Origin of the sequence: Paenibacillus violae, assembly GCF_032461945.1 — a bacterium.
In the GTDB taxonomy this organism is placed as follows: domain Bacteria; phylum Bacillota; class Bacilli; order Paenibacillales; family NBRC-103111; genus Paenibacillus_E; species Paenibacillus_E violae.
In genome coordinates this window covers 1-24,897 of the sequence record NZ_JAWCUD010000013.1, presented here as the reverse complement: position 1 = coordinate 24,897, position 24,897 = coordinate 1, and the positions used below count along the sequence as shown (strand labels likewise).

General features: G+C 46.8%; 22 protein-coding genes. 16 read left to right on the top strand and 6 right to left on the bottom strand.

What is annotated here, in order from left to right:
* A complete protein-coding gene (locus RQP52_RS29455) occupies positions 1–1,143 on the bottom strand; it encodes a polysaccharide deacetylase family protein (RefSeq protein WP_315955145.1) in 1,143 nt (380 codons plus the stop codon).
* A gap of 77 nt (positions 1,144–1,220) precedes the next feature.
* On the opposite strand from RQP52_RS29455, the gene RQP52_RS29450 reads away from it, so the two are divergent.
* The 4 genes from RQP52_RS29450 (at position 1,221) to RQP52_RS29435 (ending at position 6,766) form a co-directional block, all read left to right on the top strand.
* A complete protein-coding gene (locus RQP52_RS29450; protein ID WP_315955144.1) occupies positions 1,221–2,771 on the top strand; it encodes a fumarate hydratase in 1,551 nt (516 codons plus the stop codon).
* A gap of 143 nt (positions 2,772–2,914) precedes the next feature.
* Entirely contained in the window at positions 2,915–4,711 is a 1,797-nt protein-coding gene (gene pnpS / locus RQP52_RS29445; RefSeq protein WP_127457430.1) for a two-component system histidine kinase PnpS, read from the top strand.
* A 96-nt stretch (positions 4,712–4,807) separates the two neighbouring features.
* Positions 4,808–5,524: a response regulator transcription factor gene (locus tag RQP52_RS29440; RefSeq protein WP_127457431.1), complete on the top strand. Its 717-nt coding sequence runs from the start codon at positions 4,808–4,810 to the stop codon at positions 5,522–5,524.
* Positions 5,525–5,683: 159 nt separating this feature from the next.
* Positions 5,684–6,766 (top strand): Gfo/Idh/MocA family protein, encoded by a 1,083-nt coding sequence (locus tag RQP52_RS29435; RefSeq protein WP_315955143.1) that lies wholly within the window; start codon positions 5,684–5,686, stop codon positions 6,764–6,766.
* A gap of 57 nt (positions 6,767–6,823) precedes the next feature.
* On the opposite strand, the gene RQP52_RS29430 is transcribed toward RQP52_RS29435, so the two are convergent.
* Positions 6,824–7,702, bottom strand: coding sequence for an AraC family transcriptional regulator (locus RQP52_RS29430; RefSeq protein WP_315955141.1), 879 nt, complete (start codon positions 7,700–7,702; stop codon positions 6,824–6,826).
* Between the two features lie 117 nt (positions 7,703–7,819).
* Between RQP52_RS29430 and RQP52_RS29425 the strand changes: the two genes are divergently transcribed.
* Positions 7,820–8,668 carry a phytanoyl-CoA dioxygenase family protein gene (locus RQP52_RS29425; protein WP_315955140.1) on the top strand — a complete coding sequence of 283 codons (849 nt, stop codon included), beginning with the start codon at positions 7,820–7,822 and terminating at the stop codon, positions 8,666–8,668.
* Between the two features lie 9 nt (positions 8,669–8,677).
* On the opposite strand, the gene RQP52_RS29420 is transcribed toward RQP52_RS29425, so the two are convergent.
* Positions 8,678–9,520: an AraC family transcriptional regulator gene (locus tag RQP52_RS29420; RefSeq protein WP_315955139.1), complete on the bottom strand. Its 843-nt coding sequence runs from the start codon at positions 9,518–9,520 to the stop codon at positions 8,678–8,680.
* Between the two features lie 159 nt (positions 9,521–9,679).
* On the opposite strand from RQP52_RS29420, the gene RQP52_RS29415 reads away from it, so the two are divergent.
* Together RQP52_RS29415 and RQP52_RS29410 are read left to right on the top strand one after the other, a co-directional pair.
* A complete protein-coding gene (locus RQP52_RS29415) occupies positions 9,680–10,453 on the top strand; it encodes a phytanoyl-CoA dioxygenase family protein (RefSeq protein WP_315955138.1) in 774 nt (257 codons plus the stop codon).
* An 87-nt stretch (positions 10,454–10,540) separates the two neighbouring features.
* On the top strand, positions 10,541–11,329 hold the full coding sequence (locus RQP52_RS29410) for a DUF975 family protein (RefSeq protein ID WP_315955137.1): 789 nt from the start codon (positions 10,541–10,543) through the stop codon (positions 11,327–11,329).
* A 71-nt stretch (positions 11,330–11,400) separates the two neighbouring features.
* Here RQP52_RS29410 and RQP52_RS29405 read toward each other — a convergent pair whose 3' ends face one another.
* Positions 11,401–12,192 carry an HAD family hydrolase gene (locus tag RQP52_RS29405; RefSeq protein WP_315955136.1) on the bottom strand — a complete coding sequence of 264 codons (792 nt, stop codon included), beginning with the start codon at positions 12,190–12,192 and terminating at the stop codon, positions 11,401–11,403.
* Between the two features lie 255 nt (positions 12,193–12,447).
* Between RQP52_RS29405 and phnX the strand changes: the two genes are divergently transcribed.
* The 8 genes from phnX (at position 12,448) to RQP52_RS29365 (ending at position 21,217) form a co-directional block, all read left to right on the top strand.
* A complete protein-coding gene (phnX, locus tag RQP52_RS29400; RefSeq protein WP_315955135.1) occupies positions 12,448–13,245 on the top strand; it encodes a phosphonoacetaldehyde hydrolase in 798 nt (265 codons plus the stop codon).
* On the top strand, positions 13,242–14,369 hold the full coding sequence (phnW, locus tag RQP52_RS29395) for a 2-aminoethylphosphonate--pyruvate transaminase (RefSeq protein ID WP_379173821.1): 1,128 nt from the start codon (positions 13,242–13,244) through the stop codon (positions 14,367–14,369). Before phnX ends, phnW begins: the two co-directional genes overlap by 4 nt.
* Before the next feature lie 133 nt (positions 14,370–14,502).
* Positions 14,503–15,606 carry a putative 2-aminoethylphosphonate ABC transporter substrate-binding protein gene (locus RQP52_RS29390; RefSeq protein WP_315955134.1) on the top strand — a complete coding sequence of 368 codons (1,104 nt, stop codon included), beginning with the start codon at positions 14,503–14,505 and terminating at the stop codon, positions 15,604–15,606.
* A gap of 131 nt (positions 15,607–15,737) precedes the next feature.
* Positions 15,738–16,775: a putative 2-aminoethylphosphonate ABC transporter ATP-binding protein gene (locus RQP52_RS29385; protein WP_315955133.1), complete on the top strand. Its 1,038-nt coding sequence runs from the start codon at positions 15,738–15,740 to the stop codon at positions 16,773–16,775.
* The gene (locus RQP52_RS29380) at positions 16,775–18,496 is read left to right on the top strand and encodes a putative 2-aminoethylphosphonate ABC transporter permease subunit (protein ID WP_315955132.1); all 1,722 of its coding nucleotides are present in this window, start codon (positions 16,775–16,777) and stop codon (positions 18,494–18,496) included. The genes RQP52_RS29385 and RQP52_RS29380 overlap by 1 nt, the downstream gene beginning before the upstream one ends.
* Positions 18,497–18,543: 47 nt before the next feature.
* Entirely contained in the window at positions 18,544–19,332 is a 789-nt protein-coding gene (locus RQP52_RS29375) for a DeoR/GlpR family DNA-binding transcription regulator (RefSeq protein ID WP_315955131.1), read from the top strand.
* Positions 19,333–19,382: 50 nt separating this feature from the next.
* Positions 19,383–20,402 (top strand): hypothetical protein, encoded by a 1,020-nt coding sequence (locus RQP52_RS29370; protein ID WP_315955130.1) that lies wholly within the window; start codon positions 19,383–19,385, stop codon positions 20,400–20,402.
* Positions 20,399–21,217, top strand: a complete 819-nt coding sequence (locus RQP52_RS29365) for a hypothetical protein (RefSeq protein ID WP_315955129.1) — start codon at positions 20,399–20,401, stop codon at positions 21,215–21,217. Before RQP52_RS29370 ends, RQP52_RS29365 begins: the two co-directional genes overlap by 4 nt.
* A gap of 534 nt (positions 21,218–21,751) precedes the next feature.
* Here RQP52_RS29365 and RQP52_RS29360 read toward each other — a convergent pair.
* Together RQP52_RS29360 and RQP52_RS29355 are read right to left on the bottom strand one after the other, a co-directional pair.
* Positions 21,752–22,300, bottom strand: a complete 549-nt coding sequence (locus RQP52_RS29360) for a hypothetical protein (RefSeq protein ID WP_315955128.1) — start codon at positions 22,298–22,300, stop codon at positions 21,752–21,754.
* 228 nt (positions 22,301–22,528) lie between these two features.
* Positions 22,529–24,208 (bottom strand): DUF2339 domain-containing protein, encoded by a 1,680-nt coding sequence (locus RQP52_RS29355; protein ID WP_315955127.1) that lies wholly within the window; start codon positions 24,206–24,208, stop codon positions 22,529–22,531.
* 159 nt (positions 24,209–24,367) lie between these two features.
* Between RQP52_RS29355 and RQP52_RS29350 the strand changes: the two genes are divergently transcribed.
* Entirely contained in the window at positions 24,368–24,646 is a 279-nt protein-coding gene (locus RQP52_RS29350) for a hypothetical protein (protein ID WP_315955126.1), read from the top strand.
* Positions 24,647–24,897 lie beyond the last annotated feature (251 nt).

Here is a 24,897-nt window from a genome sequence, read left to right as displayed (position 1 = left end):
TCAGTTTGATTTCACGCTCGGCACCACCCGCGCAGCCACCGTTCCGGTGGACGGGGTGTAGACGAGCGGCAGCCCGAACAGCGCGCTCAAATCATCGAGCGCGATCGTGACCTGCCCGTGCTCGCGCAGCACGGGCTCCTTCAGCTTCACGCGCGCCGAACCGCGCGTGGCTTCAGCCGCATTCACCTGGAGGGTGAATGCCTCTTGCCCCAGGCGGAGGCGAAGCGCTCCGCCTTCTGCACTGGCGCTGCCGCCGAGCTGCGCTACGGCAGCGGCCGCGTCCACGCGCAGCGGGGCGCTGCCCGGCTGCGCTTGAATGCGGCGCTGGATCGAGCGGTCCAGCAGCTCCGGCGTGATGCCGGGGCTGCCCGCGTTGATCCGCGGGATTAGCAGATGGTCGGCGCTGCGCGTCGCCATCTCGGGGGAGATCGTGAAGGCGTAGCGGATGCCCGCCTTCTGAATTTGTTCCGTCGCCGCCGGCGACGTGATGCCGTATGGATACGCCATGACGTCGAGCGGCGCATCCGTAAGCCCTGCAAGCTTGCCGACACAAGCTTGTGTATCCTGCAGCACGCGCTGCTTGTAGGCGTCATCGTTTTCTCCATCCATGCGGCCGACAAGCATAGCATCGCCGCTCGGCAGCTTGTTATGCAGGCTGTCTGTGTGGCAGCCGATATTGATGAAATTCGTTGCATGGGTCATTTCGCTGATCTGCTCTTTGGACATCGAAGGAATATAGGATGCCAGCGGATCGGCCAAATCATGCGTGATGACAAAATTGACAGCGGGAACGCGCAAGCTTTTCAGAATCGGATAAGCCCCGGTATAAAAGCTCTGATACCCATCATCAAACGTCACAAGGACTGCGTTGGAAGGTACTGTGGCTCCAGCCAAATATTGCTTGAATTCATTCAGGGTAATAAAATGATAGCCCTTGCTTAGTAGAAACTGCAGTTGATTTTGAAACAGTGAGGATGTAATCGTGCTGGAGCTTGTATCGGTGTCATGGATATGATGATACATGAGGACAGCAACTTGATCCTGATAGTAGATATCTTGAGATCGCTTAGCCGAAAGCGGCGTAAGCAGAAACGTGAGCCCTATCAGACTCAGCAGAATCGTGATCCCGATTCTTTTGGACATGTCAGCGTAACTCCTTATATGGTATAATAGTTTGTAATTATTATTATTTGTTAAGTCGAGAGGAGCCATTTTTAGTCATGCAGCATTTTTATCAAAGCGTCTACGATCTAATTGTCGAAACGTCCACAAACCTTCCGGGTGATGTACGTCGTGCGGTACAAGCCGCAAGCGAAAAAGAAGACAAAGGAACTCGCTCAGCGCTCTCCCTATCCCGTATTGCCGATAACATTCATATGGCGGAATGCAATGTCTCTCCGATTTGCCAAGATACAGGCATGCCAACGTTTATTATACACTGTCCGGTTGGGGCAAACCAAATTATTATGAAGAAGCAGATTCTTGAAGCCGTCGCCAATGCGACCAAAGCAAGCAAGCTTCGCACGAATTCGGTCGATTCCTTAACAGGCGCCAATACCGGCGACAATTTGGGACCTGGAACTCCGGTTATTCACTTTGAGCAATGGGAACGTGATGAAGTAGAAGTAAAGCTGATTCTTAAGGGCGGCGGTTGTGAGAATAAAAATATTCAATACAGCCTGCCGGCTGATCTGGAAGGCGTAGGCAAAGCCGGGCGCGATCTTGACGGAATCCGCAAATGTATCATGCATGCCGTGTACCAGGCACAAGGGCAAGGGTGCAGCGCAGGCTTTATTGGCGTCGGCATCGGCGGCGACCGGACAAGCGGCTACGAGCTGGCGAAGCATCAATTGTTCCGCCATGTCGATGATGTGAACCCGCATCCTGATCTTCGAAAAGTTGAAGAGTATGTGATGGAGCATGCGAATACACTGGGAATTGGTACAATGGGCTTCGGCGGGCAAGTCACATTGCTAGGTTGCAAAGTTGGCGTGGCGAACCGTTTGCCTGCTAGTTTCTTCGTTTCCGTTGCCTACAACTGTTGGGCGTTCCGCCGTCAAGGCGTGGTTCTTAATCCCGAAACTGGCGAAATCAACGGCTGGTCGTATCCGAGAGGAAGCGAAGTCTCCTTCCAGGAAGCTTTTGAGGCGAGTGCGGAAGCTGCGAAAAATGTGAAAGAAGATGAGCGTCGCGAGATTGTCTTGACGACGCCGATTTCCGAAGAGCAAATTCGTAGTCTGAAAGTTGGCGATGTGGTCGTTATTAACGGCACGATGCATACGGGACGCGATGCGCTGCACAAATACTTGATGGATCACGATGCTCCGCTTGATTTGAATGGTGCTGCAATTTACCACTGTGGACCGGTGATGAGCAAGGATGAAGCCGGTGAGTGGCATGTGAAAGCAGCCGGCCCGACAACAAGTATTCGTGAGGAGCCTTACCAAGGCGATATCATTAAGAAGTTCGGGATTCGTGCGGTTATCGGAAAAGGCGGAATGGGTCCGAAAACATTGGCTGCTTTGAAGGATCATGGTGGTGTTTATTTGAACGCTATTGGTGGTGCGGCGCAATACTACGCTCAATGCTTTAAGAAGGTAGAAGGCGTTGACTTCATGGAATTCGGAATTCCTGAAGCGATGTGGCATTTGGAGACAGAAGGTTTCGCAGCCATCGTTACGATGGATTCACATGGCAACAGCTTGCATGCCGACGTTGAGAAAAACGCATTTGAGAAGCTGTCAGCGTTGAAAGAGCCTGTCTTTAAATAAGCATAAAGGTTTGTTTATTGCTTTTGCATTTTTTCATCTTTACAATTAAATAACTGGATTTGGTGCGGGAGAAAGGGTTACTATGTAGAGTAGCCCTTTTCTCTTTGAATTCAGACTTGATCTATCGGAGGCTAGATAAACAGATGACGAAATTCCGTGCCAAACTGACATTTATTTTGATTGTATTGATTGGTTCATCTATGCTGCTTGCCGGAATTTTTATGGCAAAAGTACTTGAGGATTCTCACGTGAAGTCCCTGGAGGATAATATGGAGCGCGAGCTTCATGTCCTTGTAGCTACGGGAGATTGGGGCAGAATGGGATCAGAATCTGAGCTGGAATCCTATTTCTCCGAACAAGCCAAACGGATTAAAGCAGCAACGAATGAACGATTGACCTTTGTTCGTGCAGACGGCAAAGTGATCGGTGATTCCGATCAAAGTCCAGAGCAAATGGACAACCACTTAAGTCGGCCGGAAATTGTGGCAGCTGCTTCAAATGGTGTGGGCTACGCCACGCGATACAGCGATACGCTGAAAGAGAAGATGCTGTACGCCGCCATACCAGTGAAGAATGAGTCACAGGTGACAACTGGCTTTTTACGCATATCGTTGAGTCTGGTGCAAGTGGATAATTCCATCCGCAGCTTGTGGTATTTTCTCATTGTAGGTTTGATGATCTTATTTGTGATTGCCGGTTTGGTTAGCTATCGAATTGCGAAGGGGATTACTCACCCGATTGAGAAAATGACGAAGGTCGCCCAGCAAATCACAAATATGAATTATGAATCTCGTGTTCCGGCCTACAGCAATGATGAAGTTGGGCAGCTGGGGCAGGCGATCAATCGGATGTCCGAAAGCTTGCAGCAGCAAATGGCGCGTATTCAGGAGAATGAGCGCAGACTTCAAGGCGTTATGGAAAATATGCTGAGCGGCATTATGATGATTGACCGCGAAGAGCGGATTATGCTGTTAAATCCTTCAGCTGAATACATTTTGGGCTTTTCTTCCCAGGAATTATTGGGGAAAAGATATAACGAAGCCAAGCAGCAGTTTGAGTTTACGAAGCTGATTCAGGAATGTATAGAGACGCGCGAATCCATTCGTGACGAAATGATTTTCTATTATCCGGCCGAGCGTATTCTGGATATTCATTTGAGTCCAATTGCCCATGAAGACGAGGAATGGTCAGGGGTACTGATCGTGATTCATGACATCACGGCAGTTCGCAGGCTTGAGCGGATGAGAAGCGAATTTGTTGCGAATGTATCCCATGAGCTTAAGACGCCGATTGCCGCTGTCAAGGGTTTCGCTGAGACACTGCTGGCAGGGGCGTTGAATGATAAGGAAACGGCGGTATCGTTCCTGCAAATTATTTTTGATGAGAGCGAACGGTTGAACCGGCTGATTGGGGATATTCTCGAACTGTCCAAAATTGAATCCAAGCGGATTCCAATGAATTTTTCGCCGATTTATTTACCGGAGTTTCTGGAAAGATCGCTTAATGTATTAAGAAAAGAAGCGGAGAAAAAGCATATCGAGCTGGGGTTGCAGGTTGATGAAGATATGTATATTGAAGCGGATGAAGATCGCCTGCGCCAAATTATTATCAATCTTCTCTCCAACGGTATTGCGTACACGCAGGAAGGCGGCAAAGTTAAGCTGCGGATCGAGCCGCTTGATCCAAATAGCGAAGGTGATTACGAGCGTCTGCGTTTAATCGTCTCTGATACCGGTATGGGGATTCCGAAGAAAGATTTACCTCGTATTTTTGAACGCTTTTACCGCGTAGACAAAGCTCGTTCGCGAAGTTCAGGCGGAACAGGACTGGGCTTATCCATTGTGAAACATTTGGTTGAGCTGCATAAAGGGACCATTCGCGTGGATAGCGAGGTTGGAGTTGGAACGAGATTTACCATTGAATTGCCAGTCATCCACTAAATTATATGGCGATAATGCAACATTTACATTCAGTTAGCAAAATTGTGTTATTATATGGATGTGCAATGTTAATAAACTGTAAATACGGGGGATCCCATGGCACAAAAAATATTAGTCATTGAAGACGAGCCTACCTTGGCTCGATTGTTATCGTACAATCTTTCCCAAGAAGGGTATCATACAAAAGTTGTGGATCATGGTGGAGATGGTCTGCAAGAAGCGTTGCAGCAGTCCTATGATTTAATTATTTTGGACATTATGCTGCCGGGCTTGAATGGGTTTGAGGTGCTGGCTAAGCTTAGACAAAAAGGAAATAGCACGCCAGTTATTATCTTAACGGCCCGCAATGCTGAAGATGAGGTTGTCCAAGGCTTGAAGCACGGAGCGGATGATTATATCACGAAGCCTTTTGGTGTAGCGGAGTTGCTGGCACGGGTATCGGCCGTACTGCGCAGAACGATGTCGGAGGATGTCACGGTAGACAAGCAAGGAACGAATGAGAAAGTCATTCAGGCAGGCGAGCTCTTCATCTATCCAGAGAAATATGAAGTCGTTCTGAATGGCGAATCAATTCCTTTGAGGCCTAAAGAGTTCGAGGTACTGCTGTATCTCGTACAGCGTCCAGGCGTAGTCGTGACGAGAGACGATCTCATGAATATTGTTTGGGGCTTTGATTATATCGGCGGACAGCGTACCGTGGATGTTCACGTAAGTTCACTGCGCAAAAAGCTGGAGATGAATCAGCAATCCGTGCAGATTGACTCGATTCGTGGCGTTGGATATAAGCTGGTGGCGTCGATTATTAAAAAATAAGGAGCCTGGGGTGCTGGTGAAACAGTTACCCGGGCTTATTTTTTTGCCTAGATAACACAATCGGATATAATTATCGCCAGATCAGAAATTTTATTTTTGCAGGTTTTTGATATACTGATACATAGTACGAGCTCAGACGAAAACCTAAGGAGGACCATCATGTCCAAAACGTATCGAATCGCAATTATCGGCTGTGGAGGCATTGCCAACGGCAAACATATGCCAAGTTTGAACAAATTGAAGAACGTAGAAATGGTTGCTTTCTGTGATATCATTCCTGAAAAAGCACAAGAAGCTGCCGACAAGTATGGAAAAGGCGAAACACGTGTATATGAAGATTACCGTGAGCTTTTGAAAGACAGTACGATTGATATCGTTCATGTTTGTACACCGAATGATTCTCATGCAGAGATTACGATTGCGGCATTGGAAGCTGGCAAACACGTGATGTCCGAGAAACCGATGGCCAAAACAGCAGCGGATGCTCGCCGAATGGTGGAAGCAGCGAAACGCACAGGCAAGAAATTGACCGTTGGTTATAACAATCGCTTCCGCAGCGATAGCCAACACCTGCACCAACTTTGTTCGGAAGGTGAGCTAGGCGATATTTATTTCGCAAAAGCTCATGCAATCCGCCGCCGCGCGGTACCGACATGGGGCGTTTTCCTGGATGAAGAGAAGCAAGGCGGAGGGCCTCTAATCGATATCGGGACGCATGCTCTCGATTTGACGCTGTGGATGATGAACAATTATGAGCCGAAGGTTGTTCTTGGTACTTCGTATCATAAATTGTCCCAACGCGAAAACGCAGCAAACGCATGGGGACCTTGGGATCCATCCAAATTTACCGTGGAAGATTCCGCTTTCGGTATGATTACGATGAAAAATGGCGCAACCATTATTCTCGAATCAAGTTGGGCGCTGAATACATTGGAAGTCGATGAAGCCAAATGTACACTTAGCGGTACAGAAGGCGGCGCGGACATGAAAAATGGACTTCGCATTAACGGCGAAAAGCACAGCCGCTTGTATACAACAGAGGTTGAGCTGAAAGCCGGAGGCGTTGCCTTCTATGATGGAGAAACGGAAAGCGCGCCGGATCTCGAAATGCGTCTATGGATCCAAGCCATTGAAAACGATACAGATCCAGTCGTTACACCAGAGCAAGCTTGTGTCGTTTCTGAGATTCTGGAAGCAATCTACGAATCCGCTAAAACAGGTAAAGCTGTTTATTTCGACTAATTTCAACGATTTCCCAGGAAATAACCAAGATATTAAGAAATCCCCTTTTTCGAGTGTTTAAGCTCGAATGAAGGGGATTTTGCTTTTTTTTAGCTCTCCTGGTGTGAGACCGGTTCGTTTCTTAAAGGTTTTGGAGAAATGATGCAGATCCGCAAATCCGCAATAGCTGGCAATGGATTCCTGACTGAGATCTGTATGGGTCAGCAATTCTTTGGCATGATTCACCCGCATGTTCATTAAATATTGGTGAGGAGAGATGCCATACCGCTGTTTGAAAACCATGCTGAATCGGGAAATCGACAGATTAGCTCGTGCGGCCATGTCCGCCAAGGAGATAGGGTCACTTAGATGATGCGAAAAGTAGGAAGTAATCCAGTTGAACGATTGTGACGCTGTGTATGGTTCTTGATAATAGGTTTCTAATAAAGAGAGGATGATCTCAGTAACTAGATGCTGTGTCTTAAGTTGGATGAGCGGATCCTGCTTCTCGGCTTGCTCGATAACTTGCAGCAGTGTTTCTTTCAATTTTAAAGGCTTGGACGGTTCAACCTGCACGGGCATTTCCACCCCGTATAAATCTTTAATGGTTGGTTGTAAGAGATGCAGATAAGCCGATAAATCAATTTGTCCTGGGCGGGTAGGAAAACTATGTTCTCGTTCAGGGTTAAAACTGAGATCAAAATGGATATACGGTGTTACGGTATTCGTTAACCCTTCCAAAGACAGCAAGCTGCCGGGCTGTACAAGGCAAAATTGACCTGCGTTAAATGTATATTTTTTATGATCAACATGGAAACAACAAGTGCCTTCTTGAATGTAGACCAATAAATAATCAAGCAGTCTGCGCTCCGGGTAAGACCATGGTTTACGAACGGCAAAGTCGCTTTGTCTAACGAATGGAACGATGGGATGTTGTTTCAGAAAATCGCTTAGCATCGAAGATCCTTTCCACTTCAGTTGTTTTTGACAAAATTATAACCTTGTTTGACAAAGATTTGGAACAGCTTGAACCCTATAATAAAGCTATAATTATACAAATTGAGGTGATCCGAGATGAGCATGAAAGAAACAAGCCATAACCAAGCGCTGCCCTCTTTGGAAGACAGCTATACTTTGTCGGAGCAGCAGATACTAAGCTATCAGCAGAAAGGGCATATTGTCCTTCGGCAGGTAGCTAGCCCATCGGAAATCACATCTTACGAGCCGGTTATTACGGATTTGGTGAAGGAACTGAATTATCATAACAAACCGATTGAGCAGCGGGATACGTATGGCAAGGCTTTTATCCAAATCTCTAACTTGTGGGAAAAAAGCGAAGCGGCTCGCAGGTTCGTATTAGCCAAAAGATTCGCCAAAATCGCAGCGGAATTGATGGGCGTAGAAGGCGTGCGCATCTATCATGATCAAGCTTTGTACAAAGAACCTCATGGAGGACACACCCCATGGCATCAAGACCAAATCTACTGGCCGCTGGATACAGATAAAACGATTACAATGTGGATGCCGCTGGTACCTATTTCGGAAGAAATAGGGTCCATGACGTTTGCTTCTGAGTCCCATCGCGTAGGATATATTAACAAAATGGTGATATCCGATGAATCCCATCGCACGTTAGCCGGTTACATTGAAGGCAAAGGGTATGAAACGATGTCCCATGGCGCTATGGAAGCCGGAGATGCGACTTTTCACGCCGGCTGGACGCTGCACAGCGCGCCTGGGAACCCGACGGATGCCATGCGCAAAGTGATGACGGTCATCTACTATGCGGACGGACTGCGTATTGCGGAGCCGGATAGTAAAGCGCGCGAAAGCGATTTGAAAGCATGGTTTCCTGGAGCTAAGCCCGGCGATTTGGCGGCAACCGCCCTTAACCCGCTGGTTTATAGCCGATCCGCACGATAGTATTTGCAGCTACCTGCTGGTTTGTTCCTGTTTACGGAACTTGCCGGGGGGGAGCTTTTTTTCTTGTTTGAACGTATGGGTAAAATAATGGACGGAAGAAAAACCTGTAACCTCCGCAATTTCGTTAATCGACAGCTCACTTGTCAGCAGCAGGTGGGCTGCATGGCGTATGCGCTCACTGCGGATGAAATCGGTATACGTTTCATGAATTCCTTCTGAAAACAAGCGCGAAAGATGGCGCTCTGAAACATTGAGATAGCCGGCGACATCGCCAAGGTGAAGTGGTTGAGACAGGTTGTCGCGGATATAGAGCTTGGCCCGCTGCAGCAGGATATTCGTATTTTTACGGATGACCATAGGTTTGCCTGTCTCTTTACCGAATAAGCTGAGAAACGACACGAGAAGTGTGTAGGCTAAGGTTGGAACTGCGGCAACAGGCAAGCTGCCATGATCCTCACGAAGCAAAAGTGACTTCCACAAGAGGGCCGTCGGGTGATGGTCACCGTCATATACACAAACCTCGGCATGCTCGGCTAGATCCTGAAAGGCATCCCGCATCGTATCTTCACTTTGTGTTTCATCCAATTCAAAAGCGACGAACAGAATAAAGAGGCCTTTTTGGGTGCGGATTTGATGTTTGATGCCAGGTCTGGAGCAAAAGTGCGTACCTGCGCGCAGCGGATAGAGATTACCTTCTTCGGTGTACTCGCCTTCTCCGCTAATGACATAGCAGACCTCAAAAAAAGAATGCTTATGGGGTTGGTTATCGAATAGGCACGGATCTACGCCCCAATATTGAATTTTAAAGCATGCTGCAGGTCCATGAATGACGGTTGCAACCTCGTTCAGCAATGATCTGGTTTCTTTGCACATGTACACATGCATCATCCTTCATGTCCTTATTTTGCAAAAAGCTGTCCTTTGCAGAAAAAGACAGTTCTCACTCTCATTCCTTATAATTATAGATAAGAAAGCGGTTTACAATCAACTTCAATGATGGAGGAATGAACATTGATTACTCGTGAGGATGTAGAATTTTATAAAGAAAATGGGTATTTGCTTGTTAAAGGGGTATTCAATCAGCAAGAAGTAGAGGAAATGAGACAAGCTGTAGAAGAAATTATTATTCGCGCCGCTGAGGCCAAAGCAGACCGGAATGATCAATGGAGGGGCGACTTCCTTCCGCCAGATGAGCTGAAGAAGCTGGTTCTAAAAGGCTTCCACGACGTGCACTATCACGATGCTGCATTTATGCGCGCTGTGATTCATCCCAACATGGCGGCTGTGCTGCAGCAAATCATTGGACCTAACGTGCAGCTGCATCATTCCAAAATGCTTGTGAAGCCGCCGGAAAATGGTGCTGCTTTCCCTATGCACCAGGATCACCCTTACTTTCCGCATGAGAAACATACGATGCTTGCTGCAAGCGTGCATTTGGATTATGCGGATGAGGAGAATGGCTGCCTGCGAGTGATTCCGGGTTCGCACCGCTCAGGCAGCATACCGCACGTGGGTCAGCATTACCTGAACCATAAAGAGTATCCCGTCAAAGATGGCATACCTTGTGTGGCTGAAGCCGGCGATGTGCTGTTCTTTAACTACTTGACGATCCATGGCTCGGAATCCAATCGGAGTTCCCGAACAAGACGGAACGTGCTGTTCCAGTATCGTGATCCGAGCGATTTCCCGACGGAAAATACGCATTTTGACTGGGGCATGGGCCTCATGGTCACAGGGAAAAACCCGCATTTCACGAAGGTGAAACCGGAATATAAAATTCTTTGAGGATGAGAGAGGCGCCTGCGGGTGCCTTTTTTCGTTAGCAGGTGGGGTTCTATTATTGGACATTCTGTTGTAGGATAGTTAGTAAATATGTGGAAATTGGATGGTGGTTTCTTGGACTGGACGCGAAGTGAACTAAAGGGACGAGCCAAGCAAGTCTTGCGAACGTCCTACTGGAAGGCTTTTCTCGTAAGCTTGCTGCTAGCGGTGCTAAGCGGAGGGGTGTCGAGCTGTTCTTTCAATTCGAACGGTGGGACTTCGGTCAAATTCCCTTTAACCGGCAGTCACGACAGTTGGACCGATTTTTATAACAGCCCGGTATTTGTTGCCGTCGTTGTTGGAGCGATCTTGTTATTTATTTTCCTTATCCTTGTATCCATTGCATTTCATGTTTTTGTTACAGCACCTTTCGAAGTGAGCGTTATGCAATATTTTAAACAGGCTGCCTCTGAAGATGTGAATATGAATTACCTGGTCTACTCGTTTCAAAAAGGCAGATATCTAGCTATTGTGAAGGGGATGCTCTGGAAAAGCTTTCTCACTTTACTTTGGTTTTTGCTTCTCGTTATCCCGGGATTTGTCAAGGTTTATGCCTACAGCATGGTGCCCTTTCTTTTGGGAGACAATCCGGGGATTGGCACGAAGAGGGCGGTTGAGCTTAGCAAACAGATGACGAATGGGCATAAATGGAACATGTTCGTCCTGGACCTTTCTTTCCTTGGATGGTATATCCTAGGGTTCCTGGCACTTGGCATCGGCGTTTTATTCGTCATGCCATATGATCACTCGACCAAAGCTGAACTTTATAAGGTGCTCAGGCAGCAGGCGCTGTATGATGGACTCAGCAGCAGCAAGGAATTGAATCTGCCGGAGGTATGAATCGCCGACAGGCAATATAAGAAGGACTTTCCCAATAAGGTCACATTAGACCTTGTTGGGAAAGTCCTTTTTCATGGCTGCACGATATCTAGCAGTTCCACTAAAGCAGCGATTTCATGGCTCGGCAAGTTGTGCAGCGGCGCCGTCCGCTGATGATGATTGATCCAAACATTTCGCATGCCTGTCGCTAAAGCTCCTTTGATGTCGGTATCCAGATTATCACCGACCATGAGTGCTTCTTCCGCCGTGACACCAAGCAGCTCCATTGCGTGCTCAAAAATAGAAGGATCAGGTTTCCCGCGGCCAAAGGTACCGGAAATCAAGATATGATCAAAGTAATCCGCCAGACCCGGAATACTATCTACCTTCTCCTGCTGCAGGTCCGGCGCGCCATTCGTCAACAAAAGCAGCTGATACTTCGGTCGTAAAGCCTCTAACACTTCGAAAGTGGTTTCATACACTAACGGACGCTCCCGACGTTCCTTAGCAAACCTCAGCGCTAGCGTTGCACCTAACTCCGGATCGTTAACGCCCAGTTTGAGCAGTCCCTGCGTCCACGCGCTTTTTTGAAACATTGGTGCTAACTGGCTGAGCTCTAGAAAGGTTGGATGCTCTTTCGCATCAAATCGTCCCCACAAAGCTTCCAAATGTGTGACTTCAATCATTTTAGCATAGTCATAACAGGCCAATTCCTCAAATAAACGTTCGGATAACGCGCGCACCTCGTGCTCTAATTCGGACGGGTTTACGTTCACTGAAGCTGCCGCTGCCTCGCAAGTCGCCTCAAATGCTTCCTGGATACTTCTTTCATCCCACAATAACGTATTATCCAAATCGAAAATAATCGCTTTTATCGGCTTCATTTCTATAATCCCTCCCAGTGTCCTACCCTTAATTTCCAACATAATAACAAGGAAGTCAACAGAAAACTGAAGAGCGAATATCGAGTAGGATCATACCGAAACAACGAAATCAAATTAAATCAAATTAAAAACACAAATTTTACACGCGTTTAACGCTGCGATTACAAATACGGGTTATTATATACCTATAGACGCAACCAAAACCAACAAAAGGTGCTCAAATAACAAGCAAAACAGTCAAACAGGAGGGTTTCAATGATACAAGCAGTTGTTTTTGATTGGGCAGGGACGATGGTGGACTATGGATGTTTTGCTCCCCTTAACGTATTTATGGAGGTCTTCCGAAAAAGAGAGATTGCTATCACTTTGTCAGAAGCGAGAGCGCCGATGGGACTTCTCAAACGCGATCATATCAGCGAGATTTTAAAAATGGAACGTGTCGCCGGCTTATGGCTGGAGCGCTATGGTCAATTGCCGCAGGAAACGGACGTTGATGCACTTTATGCCGACTTTGAACCGATGATGCTAGCCCTTGTCCATGAATACGCTGAACCGGTCCCTGGTGCGCTTGCACTCGTTGAACGTTTACGTCAAAACGGCATTCGAATCGGTTCCACCACGGGTTACACCGCTGAGATGATGGCGATCGTCACGGTCGAAGCGAAGAAGCGCGGGTATGCTCCGGACCACTTGGTTACCCCAAATGATGTGCCCGCAGGACGTCCATATCCTTGGATGATCTACGAGAACGCAGCAGCTCTGAACGTGTATCCCATGTACAACGTAATGAAGGTAGGAGATACGGTCAGCGATATAAGGGAAGGTGTCAACGCCGGCACTTGGACAATTGGTGTGGTACTAGGAAGCAGTGAACTGGGTATGAGTGAAGCGGAAGTGGAAGCTTGTGAGCCTGAAGTTCTAAAGGCGCGAGTAGAAACAGTTACGGCTAAGTTTCAAGAAGAAGGCGCTCATTATGTCATCCAAACGATTGGTGAACTTGATCAGCTTATTCCGGTCATTAATCAAAAACTTCAAAGAGGTGAACGTCCATGACAACAACGATGAATCAATTCCCGGATAATCCTTATTTATTGCTTACACCAGGCCCTCTATCGACGAGTAAAAAAGTAAAAGCAGCGATGCTGCGCGATTGGTGCACATGGGACCAAGATTATAATCAACTCGTTCAGTCGATTCGCAGCCGTTTAGTGACTATGGCTTCGAGCAAACCGGATGATTACACAACTGTACTGATGCAAGGAAGCGGAACGTTCAGTGTTGAATCGGTCATTGGATCTGTGATTCCCAAAGAGGGTAAGCTGCTTGTTTTGGCTAACGGAGCTTATGGCAAACGAATTGCCCAAATCGCGGAAGTCCTCGGTATCTACTCGATCGTTCTGGATGCGGGTGAAACGAAGCCGGTTAATGTTAAGCAGCTAGAGGAAGTGCTGAAGGTGGATTCGTCGATCACGCACGTGGCGGTTGTTCATGTTGAAACAACGACGGGCATGATGAATCCGATCGCTGATGTTGCTCGCGTTGCCAAGCAATACGGCAAAACACTGATTCTCGATGCGATGAGCTCTTTCGGCGGGATCCCGATTGATATAGCGGAACTGGACATCGATTATTTAATCAGCAGTGCCAACAAGTGCATTCAAGGCGTGCCTGGTTTTGGTTTTATCATTGCGCGTAAAGAGTCACTGCTGAAATGCAAAGGACTAGCACGTTCCTTATCATTAGATCTTTACGATCAGTGGGAGACTATGGAGCAAGGTAAAGGCAAATGGCGTTATACCTCGCCAACGCATACCGTTCGGGCATTTGATCAAGCGCTTCAAGAGTTAGAGGAAGAAGGTGGCGTTACGTACAGATTCGAAAGGTTCACCCGTAACCAACAAACGTTGGTTGCCGGCATGCAGCGGATGGGGCTGCAACCCTTGCTTCCGATTGAGCTGCAGTCGCCGATCATTACTTCCTTCTTGTATCCGGATTCGCCTGTGTTTTCCTTTGATGAGTTCTATGCACGCATTAAACAAGAGGGCTTTGTTATCTACCCAGGTAAAATAACAGCCGTGGCTACGTTCCGAATCGGTAACATCGGTGATATTCATGGGCCCGACATTGAACGTCTGCTGCAAGGTATCGAAAGACAGTTATTTTGGAAAACAACTTAAAAACAACAAATAAAATTTAAATACAAATATTTTACGTGCATTTAATACTGATTTTACAATTCTAAATTATACTAATATTTATCAGGTGATAGATAGTCAAACCGATAATTCGAATGAAGGTGGGAGTAAGAAGATGAAGAAATCATTGGGAAGTGTAGTAGCGTTGTTGACAGTTGCTTTAATGTTAGGGGCTTGCGGCGGGAAAGCGGTTGGTACAGACGGAGCGAAGACAAGTGCTGCTCCAGCAGCAAGCGCAAGCGCAGATGTAACAGTGGATACAAAAAGCAAGGATCTAACGGTTTACACGGCTTTGGAAGATGATCAAATCAAAACTTATCTCACGACTTTCAAAGCGAAATATCCGGATGTAAAAGTAAACATTGTCCGTGACTCCACGGGAATCGTGACAGCTAAATTACTTGCTGAAAAAGACAATACACAAGCAGACGTTGTGTGGGGTTTAGCGGCAACAAGCCTGCTCGTTCTTGACCAGAACAGCATGTTGGAGCCTTACGCGCCAAAAGGCGTAGAGCGAATTCTTCCTGATTTTAAAGACAAAAATGCCGTGACGCACTGGGTTGGTATCGATGCTTGGGAAACAGCGTTCATCGTGAACAAAGTTGAGATGGAGAAGCGCAAGCTGGCAATTCCTCAATCTTATGAGGATCTGGTGAAACCGGAATATAAAGGGCTGATCACCATGCCGAACCCTTCGTCTTCAGGGACAGGTTTCCTGACGGTTTCCGGATTGGTTCAATTGAAAGGCAATGACGCTGCATGGGATTATATGAATAAATTGCATAACAACATTGCGATGTATGTTCACTCCGGTTCCAAACCTGCTAAATTAGCCGGTACTGGCGAATATCCAATTGGTATTTCCTTTGGTTACCGTGGCATTCAAGAGAAAAAAGCCGGTTCTCCGGTTGAAGTTGTATTCCCGAAAGAAGGCTCAGGTTGGGACGTTGAAGCTAATGCTTTGATGAAGAAGAAAGTCGTGAAACAAGTAGCTAAAGACTTCTTGGATTGGGCGATCACGGATGATGTGATGAAAGAATACAACAAAAACTACGCCATCCTTGCGGTCAAAACAGATTCTGCCAAAATCCCTGATGGTTACAGCGTAGATCCGGTCAAACAGCTTATCAAAAATGATCTGAATGATGCTGCGAAAAAACGTGACAGTGTTCTTGCTGAGTGGGACAAGCGCTTCAACGCGAAAAGCGAACCAAAATAATAAACGGCAAACCTAGAAAAAGGCTGACTGCGAACCATGCTTGCAGCAGCCTTTTTTCTATCACCTTTTTACAAAGCGATAACATATCACACTTATACTAGAGCTAATAAGACTAAGGAGGCTGCTTGATCATGACACAAGCTTACTTGTCCATTCAAGGGGTAAATAAAACATTTGGATCTTTCAGCGCTTTGAATAATATTCATATTGATATTCAGAAAAATGAGTTCATTTGTTTATTAGGCCCAAGCGGTTGCGGTAAAACAACATTGCTTCGCATTATTGCAGGATTAGAAAAACCGACACAGGGACAGATTACGGTTGACGGAAAGGACATTACCCAACTGCCGCCAGCGAAAAGAAATTTTGGAATGGTGTTTCAATCGTATGCGCTTTTTCCAAATCTCACTGCTTATCAGAATGTCGCTTATGGCTTGCAGGGTAAGAAATTGAAGAAGAAAGAAATTGACGAGAAGGTAAAGGAAGTCTTGAACTTAGTGGATCTGCTGCACCTCCACGATCGCTACCCGGCGCAAATGTCCGGCGGACAGCAGCAGCGTGTGGCATTGGCTCGCGCGATTGTACTGTCTCCAGATTTCTTGCTGCTGGATGAACCGCTTTCCGCGTTGGATGCCAAAGTTCGGGTGAAGCTCCGCGAGCAAATTTGCGAGTTGCAGGACAAGCTCGGCATTACTACTGTGATGGTCACGCACGATCAAGAGGAAGCGCTCACGATGGCAGATCGCATTGTGGTGATGAAAAACTCTGAAGTTGTGCAAATGGGAACGCCGGAACAAGTCTATGAAGCACCGAATTCGGCATTTGTCGCTGATTTTATCGGATCGATTAATTTCCTGGAAAACGGGGAGCAAGGAAGTCTTGCGCAACGTACAAGTCTTGCCATTCGTCCTGAACATATTCGCCTGTCAGCCTCTGGGGCAAGCAAAGGAGTGAAGGCGGTTGTCAAGCATGTCGAGTTCCGAGGAGCTTTCTACCGAGTGACGCTTCAGTTAGCAGCAGGCAGCAGCTACCAGAATGTACTGCTTGCCGTAGATGTGTCTTCGCAAGCAGCGCATCAACTGAGGCTTGCCAAACATTCCGAGGTATTCGTTGAATTCCCGCAGGAAAAGATGATCACATTCCCAGCTGATTCTATGGTAGGTGCCTAATGAACAAGGGAATCATCAGCATGAATCCGCCGATCCGCCGTCACCTTGGAGCTTTTTTTACATTACAAAATGTGTTGATTGTCGTGCTCGTGCTCACTTTAACAACTAGCACTTTAATTCCGTTAATCCTCTTATTTAGCAAATCTTTGCTAAATAAGAATGAGGAGTTTATTGGATTGGCTAACTTTGTCCAATATTTCTCTACGCCTTCCTTACTTCAATCGTTAACAAACACGATATGGATTTCAGTTCTATCTACCGTACTTGCCGTTGTTATCGCATTCGTTTATGCCTATGGCATTAGCCGTACGGGTATTCGGGGCAAAAGTTATTTCCGCTACGTTGCGTTATTGCCGCTTTTTCAACCGACGATGATGCATGGGATTGCACTTACTTATTTGTTTGGGAATCAAGGCATGGTTACACACGGTTTTTTCGGACTTTTGCCTGGTCTAAGGGTACCGATTTATGGTCCCGTTGGGATCGTCATCTCGGAAGTGATTTACTTATTTCCTCAAGCTTTTCTGATTTTTATCACAGCTTTGTCAATGACCGATCAGCGACTGTATGAGGCCGCGGAATCGCTGGGCGCGAATAAATGGAAGACCTTTTTTACGGTGACTTTGCCCTCCGTTAAGTACGGCCTCATCAGCGCCATTTTCGTCTGTTTCACAGCCAGCTTTACGGATTTCGGAGCTCCGCAGGCAATCGGCGGAAAGTTTAACGTGCTTGCCACGGATATTTACAAACAGGTTATCGGGCAGCAAAATTTATCCATGGGTGCGACAGTGGGGATTCTGCTCACGATTCCGGCCATCATTGCTTTTGCTGTGGACCGATTCGTAGAACGCAAACAACGTTCGCTGCTCTCTTCCAAGTCCACGCCATATCGGGTAACGGTAGGACAAGCTCGGGACAGATTTTATCGCACATTTTGTATCATCGTCTCGATTGCTATTTTGGTGCCGTTATTCACGATCTTTTTTGCTTCCTTAGTGAAGGTGTGGCCGTACAATATCAGCTTAAGCTTCAAACATTATGATTTTTCCAGTGTTGCTGGGTCAGGTCTGGAGCCGTTTTGGAATTCACTTCAAGTTTCACTCATCACAGCGGTGGTGGGGATGATTATGACCTTTGTTTTTGCTTATTTGATTGAAAAGACCAGATCGATGAAAGGATTGCGGCAGGTCGGTTACTTCTTGTCAATTTTACCCCTTGCGCTTCCGGGGATGGTTATCGGCCTTGCCTATATTTTCTTCTTTAATGATTCGAGCAATCCGCTGAATTGGATTTATGGCACCATGGCGATTATCGTGCTTGCGAACATCACGCATTTCTACGCAGTTCCCTTCATTACGGCTACAACTGCGCTGAAAAAGCTGGACAAGGAATTCGAACTCGTTTCGGAGTCTATGCGTGTCCCTTTCTACCGAACATTTATGCGGGTAACAGTGCCAATGTCTCTTCCGGCCATTATTGAAATTGCGATGTACTTTTTCGTTAATTCCATGGTTACGGTATCCGCGGTTGTGTTCCTCCGGGCTGCTGATATGAATCTTGCGGCTGTCGCTTTAGTGAATATGGAAGATGCAGGCGACGTAGCTGCCGCTGCGGCGATGTCTACTCTGATCGTTGGAACGAATATTATCGTTCGTTTGTCTTATGAGTTTATTTTAAAAAAGGTAAAAAAGCGCACGGCTGCTTGGCAAATGTCGAAGTAAAGCCCTATCATGCAAAGCGTGATGCATAAATTGGAGGGTCTAACCTTATGTCTTTGATTGGTGAAGAGCGAAAGAATTATATTCTCAATCAGTTGAATTTGGATGGCAAAGTAAAGACGAATGAGCTGGTCGAGGCACTGGATGTCTCTTCTGAGACGATACGTCGTTATTTGGAAGAGTTGGAGGATGAAAATAAGCTCAAACGGGTATATGGCGGCGCGGTCAAAATTAATTTGTCCCGAGATGAGCCGTCACACTTGAAAAGGGAGGTGCTGTACGCGGATGAGAAACGGAAAATCGGCCGTGCAGCAGCCACCCTCGTGGAGGATAATGACGTCATTTTCATCGATGACGGCACTACGACCTTGCATATCATCGATTATTTACTAAACAAGAAAAACCTGACGGTTCTAACAATTTCCATACCTGCCCTGTACTTGTTAATTGACTACAAAAACAAAGGATTGTTCACCGGGGACATCTTTTTAATTGGCGGTAAGGTAAATGCCCTGCACTCCAGAGTCACAGGTCTACTGGCTGAGAAGATGGTGGAAAATTTCAATGCGGATAAAGCGTTTTTATCTGTGGACGGCATGATGCTGGACAAAGGGATTACAGGCTTCGAAGAAAGTAAAGGCCAGCTGACACAGAAAATGATGAAATATGCCAAGCAAAATATCGTGCTCTGCGATCACTCCAAGTTCGGGCTCGTGCAATTCTACAAAATTGCAGATTTAAGAGAGATCGATATCATTGTCAGCGATGTGCCAGCTCCAAAGGAATGGTTATACGAATTGCAGAAAAAAGGAGTTGTATGGGTCTCATCGGGCGATTAACTGTGTTATGATTGAACGGAAATCATGACAAATGTTGGGAGCTGATTCGTTTGTCGGTACAACTGAAAGTGGCGCAATCCGCGGGTACTGTTGGTATTTTCAAACATGCCGTCACAATGGTGATGGGGATGTGGCTGATTGTCGGCTTGTTTATCGATGGCTTTGCCCATAATCATGGGGCGGTTGAGACCTTTTTTACGCCATGGCATGCTATTCTGTACTCCGGCTATTTGGCCTGTGCGATTTGGATTCTTATCCTTACTTATCAGAACAAAATGAAATCCCGTCACGGCACTTGGGTAGCGTCCATTCCTACGGGATATAAGCTTGGGGTCGCCGGTGTATTGATCTTTTTCATCGGCGGTATCGGCGATATGCTATGGCATACGATATTTGGCATTGAGAAAAATATTGAGGCTCTCTTAAGTCCGACCCATCTGATTCTATTGACCGGAGCGCTGATGATTCTGACCAGCCCGTACCGCGCGTTGAGCGATGCGGAGAAGGACGTTTCTCCGAGCTTTCGCCGGCTGCTGCCAGCCTTGACTTCCATAGCGCTGACCTTTGCCGTGATGGCTTTTTTTCTTATGTATGCATGGTCGTTTCGTCAGAATTTGTGGATGGCCAGGGAAGAAGACGCAGTGGCTAAAGCGGTTGTGGATTTCCTGGTGACAACGATGCTGCTCGTTATGCCGATCATGCTCGTACGGAGAAGGTGGAAGCTGCCTTTCGGAACGGTGACCTATTTCTTTGTGTTTGAAGCGGTATTGATGGCTGTGTTGGATGGCTTCTCACACTATGGTTCTATCGTGATTCTGCTCATAAGCGGTATAATCGGTGACTTGCTTTTGAAGTCGATCAAAGAAAAAGAAGCTGGAGCGTGGCAGTATCGCGGTGTTTTCTTCCTGCTGCCCGTTCTTATCTGGGGCCTGTATTTTGCGGATTTGCGCTTGTTCCACACGTTAGATTGGTCTCCTGAGCTGTGGGGTGGCACAATCTTTATTTGCGGCCTCTGTTCGATGGGATTAAGCATGCTGACAACCCCGCTCACGACTGGAAGAAATCAATGAAGCAGCTTGTCATCCTTCTCTTGGGTGTTCTCTTAACCGCCTGCGGGAATCAAAACACGACCATGGATATGTCAGGGATGCAGATGTCTGGGAATATGGAGGCCATGCCGACACATGCCCACAGCGATGATGCCATTGCGCATTTCTCGGTTGCCATGGATCGTTACATGCCGGGTGAAGAGGCGACGATTACGATTCTTATTCAAGATAAATGGAATAAACCGATTGATCGTTTTGACGTCATGCATGAGAAGCTGATGCATTTGATCGTGGTGAGCAAAGATCTGTCTTATTTTGATCATCTTCATCCGGAGCATGTCGGTCAAGGCCAATTCACCGTCAAGACAAAGTTCCCTGCCAGCGGCTATTATCAGCTGATTGCTGATTTTACTCCGCAGGGAAGTGGAGAGACGGTGCAAACGCACTGGGTCACAATAAAGGGGAAAGAGCCGAAGCAGGCGGCACTTCAACCGGATGCCTCGCTGACGAAAGAGGTGGGCGGCAAGGAAGTAACGCTTGCTTTCGACCACCTCATGGCGGGGATGGGACTGGATATGATCTTCACGATCAAGGATGCCCGGACGAAACAGCCGATCACTGATTTGCAGCCCTATCTGGGCAGCTTGGGGCATGTGGTTGCCATCAGCGCCGATGCGAAGGAGTATGTCCATGTCCACCCGAATGAGCAGCAGGGTTCAGGGCCTACAGCACCTTTCACGATTATTTTCCCGAAAAGCGGAGTTTATAAAATCTGGGGACAATTTCAGCGTCAGAATGAAGTGTTTATTGTACCTTTTACCATAAAAGTGCCATAAGGACGTTACCTTTACAATTTAAACTTCATTTTGTAATCAAAAAGAAATATGTTATTCATCTGGCTTTAATGAAACGGGCTTATAATAAAACTCGACCCCCTTTAAAATATATATATCTTAAGACCCGCGGCCCGTTGCTGTGGGTCTCTTTTTTTATAGATTTGGGGTAAGGGGTAAGTGGAGCTTACCCCTAATTATTGCTACGCGCTAAGTAATTCCAATTACTCAGCATGACCGCCTCTCGCTATGGGCCCTCGCTTCCATGTCTATGTATGTTGTAATTTGTACAACATAAAACAGCTTTCAACCCCACTAACCGGATCTTCATTGCACAAAGTACAATGAATTCAATCAAAATAGCGTGAAAACCACTCTATTCTGCCTTCTACATTGCACTTTGTACAACGTAGAAGGCGGCATCGGCCGTCATGATGCCGCTAGGTTGCAAAAAGTGCAACTTAGGAGAAGGTATCGGCCATTATTGAAGAAAAAGACAGGTCGAATCTCAGATTCGCCTGTCTTAAGTCGATATGCTTATTTTTTCGCTACGTCGGTCATAACGAATTTGTCGTTTACTTTTTTCGTTGTATAAGTGGCGCCGTCTTTCGTCGTGAATTTGACTTGATCCGCCGTATTTGCCGTGTCAAATGTGACATCTGCTTTGGTTGTATCTAGCAGGTTTGTTGGGAAAAAGGAAGTCGGGTTTGTTACAATCGCTCCGTCCGCTTGCTGTTCCGTCAAATAGTGGGCTGCCAATTTATCAGCCATTGCGGCATCGAAGTAGCTGGAAAGGAACTTCACGGCTTTTTCTTTGCTATCAGCGGCGATAGGGTTAAGGATTAGCTTGCCATCTTTGGATTTGGCTTCTCCGAAGAGGAAGCCGACTTTCTCTTGAGCAATTCTAGCGCCGATATAGCCTTTCATGTTGATCGTATCCTGCGTTTCAGCTGTTGCTTGCGGGGAAGCTGCTGCACTTGCGCTTGGAGACGGGCTAGTCGCTGTATTTTTTGGTGAGGAGCATGCTGCTCCTGTCACCATCATTGTAAGCAGGATCACGCCTGCGGCTGTTTGTTTCAAAGTCATAATGTGATACACCTCTTCATCTGTATGAATGTATTTATTTGTAAATAAATACATATTATATTAAATTTATATAACCACAAGTGTAAAATATACGCTATTTTTAGACGTAATGCAATGAATTCAAGGAAAGTTCACATTCTATTTTGTCCCTGAAAAAGCGAAAAAAACCCTCATATCCACAAGATAAGTGGCGATGAAGGCCCTTCGATTGAGTCAATGATTGCTTGTTTATTTACGCTTATAAAACAACCTGGAAATCCCAACTCCAATGGCCCCAAGTCCGATAAACAGGATCGCACGAATGGCGGTAGACACATCAGGAAGATCAATGAAAATAATTTTGAGCAGGGTTACAAACAAGAACAGGATGCCGATTAGATTTGCCTTTGCTCTTCGAACAAACAGTCCCGCGACAATAAGGAGCACCGCATAAATCGCCCAAACGCCGGAGAGAACGAGATGTTGGTAATCACTATTGAGAGCTTTCGTTAAGGCGTTCGTTACTTGTGAGACGAAGATGAGGAACAGTATGAATGCCATCCACAGCAAAAGCAGAGAGATGCGCGACGGCGCAAGGCTTTTTTGAGCAGAAGAGCGATAGAACGCATAAAGGCCGCCGATGGTAGCCACGAGCACAAACCAAGCAAAAGTTTCATGTGATCCTATATCATGGATCGGATGGGTGAGAACGAACAGCATACCGATGAAATAGGTAAGAGCTCCGCTGATTTGCTGCAGCCTGCTTTGGAAGCGTACACCCAGGCAAAGAGCGATGCCGCCTTCGACTAAAAGCGCTGATCCGGCTTGATCGGCATGCAGGACGAAAATCAGCCATAAGAAGATGCTGAACGTTGCGATGGATACATGGACGGAGAAGGCGCGCTTTTGCAAGTAAAGCCAAGAGGATGTACCGATGTACAAAAGCGACCACAGAGCCAGCATCCATTCATAGACGTGCCTATCGCTGTGAGCAGTGCCGTAGAAACCGTATGTCCAGGCCGCAACGAGGCCAAAGCTTAAGAACAACGTGATGCGCTGTCCAATTCGGCTATCTTGAGAGCGCAGAAGTGTAATGCTGAAAAGGAGCAGGTGCTGCAAGATGATAACGGTTAGCACAGCAGGTTTGTCACTCGCCGCATGGCTGAGCAAGGTCGATATGAGCAAAGGCAGATGAAGTACGCCAAATGCGGTGAAATAAGCGCCTCGGAAGGCGTAGCGCAGCGATAACAACATCATAGCCATGGAAAAGAGACCTTCGTAGCCAGCGAAAACCCACATATTCGGGTGCGCAGAATCGACCATGAACGGAACAAGATAACCCGCAAGCAAAGTAATAATCATGAGAGCTTGTGAACGATGGCGAATCGCTATGAACACACTAGCTGCAATAGAAACAATGTAAAGAACAAAAGCAAGCCAGGACTGGATCAGCTCGAACAGCATGTGGGCAGCGAACAGGGACAAGATCAGAACCCCGCTCGCTCCGCCTATCAGCACTTGCCCCAGTGCTGTGCGTTTGCGGCGTATTTGCGCTTCCCCTTGCCAAAACATGAGACCTGCTGCGACAACTCCGAGTATGCAGCGGACAGGTTCTGTAATGAAGCCGGCACTTACGGCTGCTGTAAATCCCCAGAGCACGCCAAGCAGGAAGACGATGATAAAAATGCGCGGCAACCAGACGCGGGCGATCAAGTGCTCCCAATCTGTTGGGGGAGCGGGCTCTTTGGCGGGAACGGTTTGCTGCTGGAGGGGCGGGCGCGGAGCTGGCTGGGAATGCTCGCTTGCCGGAGCTGATACCTCTGTGCGTTCAGATCCTGATGCATTTGGTCGGTGAAGTGCATGGTCCAGCAGCAGCTCAAGGTCTTTTACTCTTTTTTCCAATGCGGCTACTCGTAATTCTAAATCCATAATAGCCCCCTTTGTTGTGCGTATTTTAGGTATGTTTTTCCATCTCATTCTATGTTAACATGGGCCTGGCAAGACGTGTAGGCTGACAGAAAAAATAAAAGCTGACAATTATGCTACAATAGTCATAAACACGAATAGGACATTAGGAGATGAACCGTCATGAGTAAGGAAATAAATGAACAAGAGCTTATTCAATTTATCGTAGAAAAATCAAAAGCAGATGCCAAACAAATCCAGCTCGTACTGAAATATGAGAAAGCGTATATTCTGAAGGCTGAACAAGGTGCCAAAGGGGAAGTGGACATCGACAGCGACGATTTGATCGATCATATTCTAAGCAGGCCGGACGTGAAATTGACGGAGCTCGCGGTGGATACCATTTTGGAAGCGGAAATGGCGTATTTAATGAAACATGGATTAGCCGGTTACATGGATTAAGGTTAGAGGACGATGCAGGGGGGATTTCTCCGGTGTCGTCCTTTTTTTATGCGCTAGGATGGCGTGTTAGAGGAACTACAGGGCGCTATTTCTCTGAAAGGGGGCATTTTCCAGGTGTCAGGGGATACTGGGGCTAGAATTAGAAGTGGACACATCGTTAAGTGACCCCAATAATAGACTTAACGAATAGGAGGGTGTCCGCCCATGGGAGAGCAACGCCAACGATATAATGAAGATTTTAAGAAACAAGC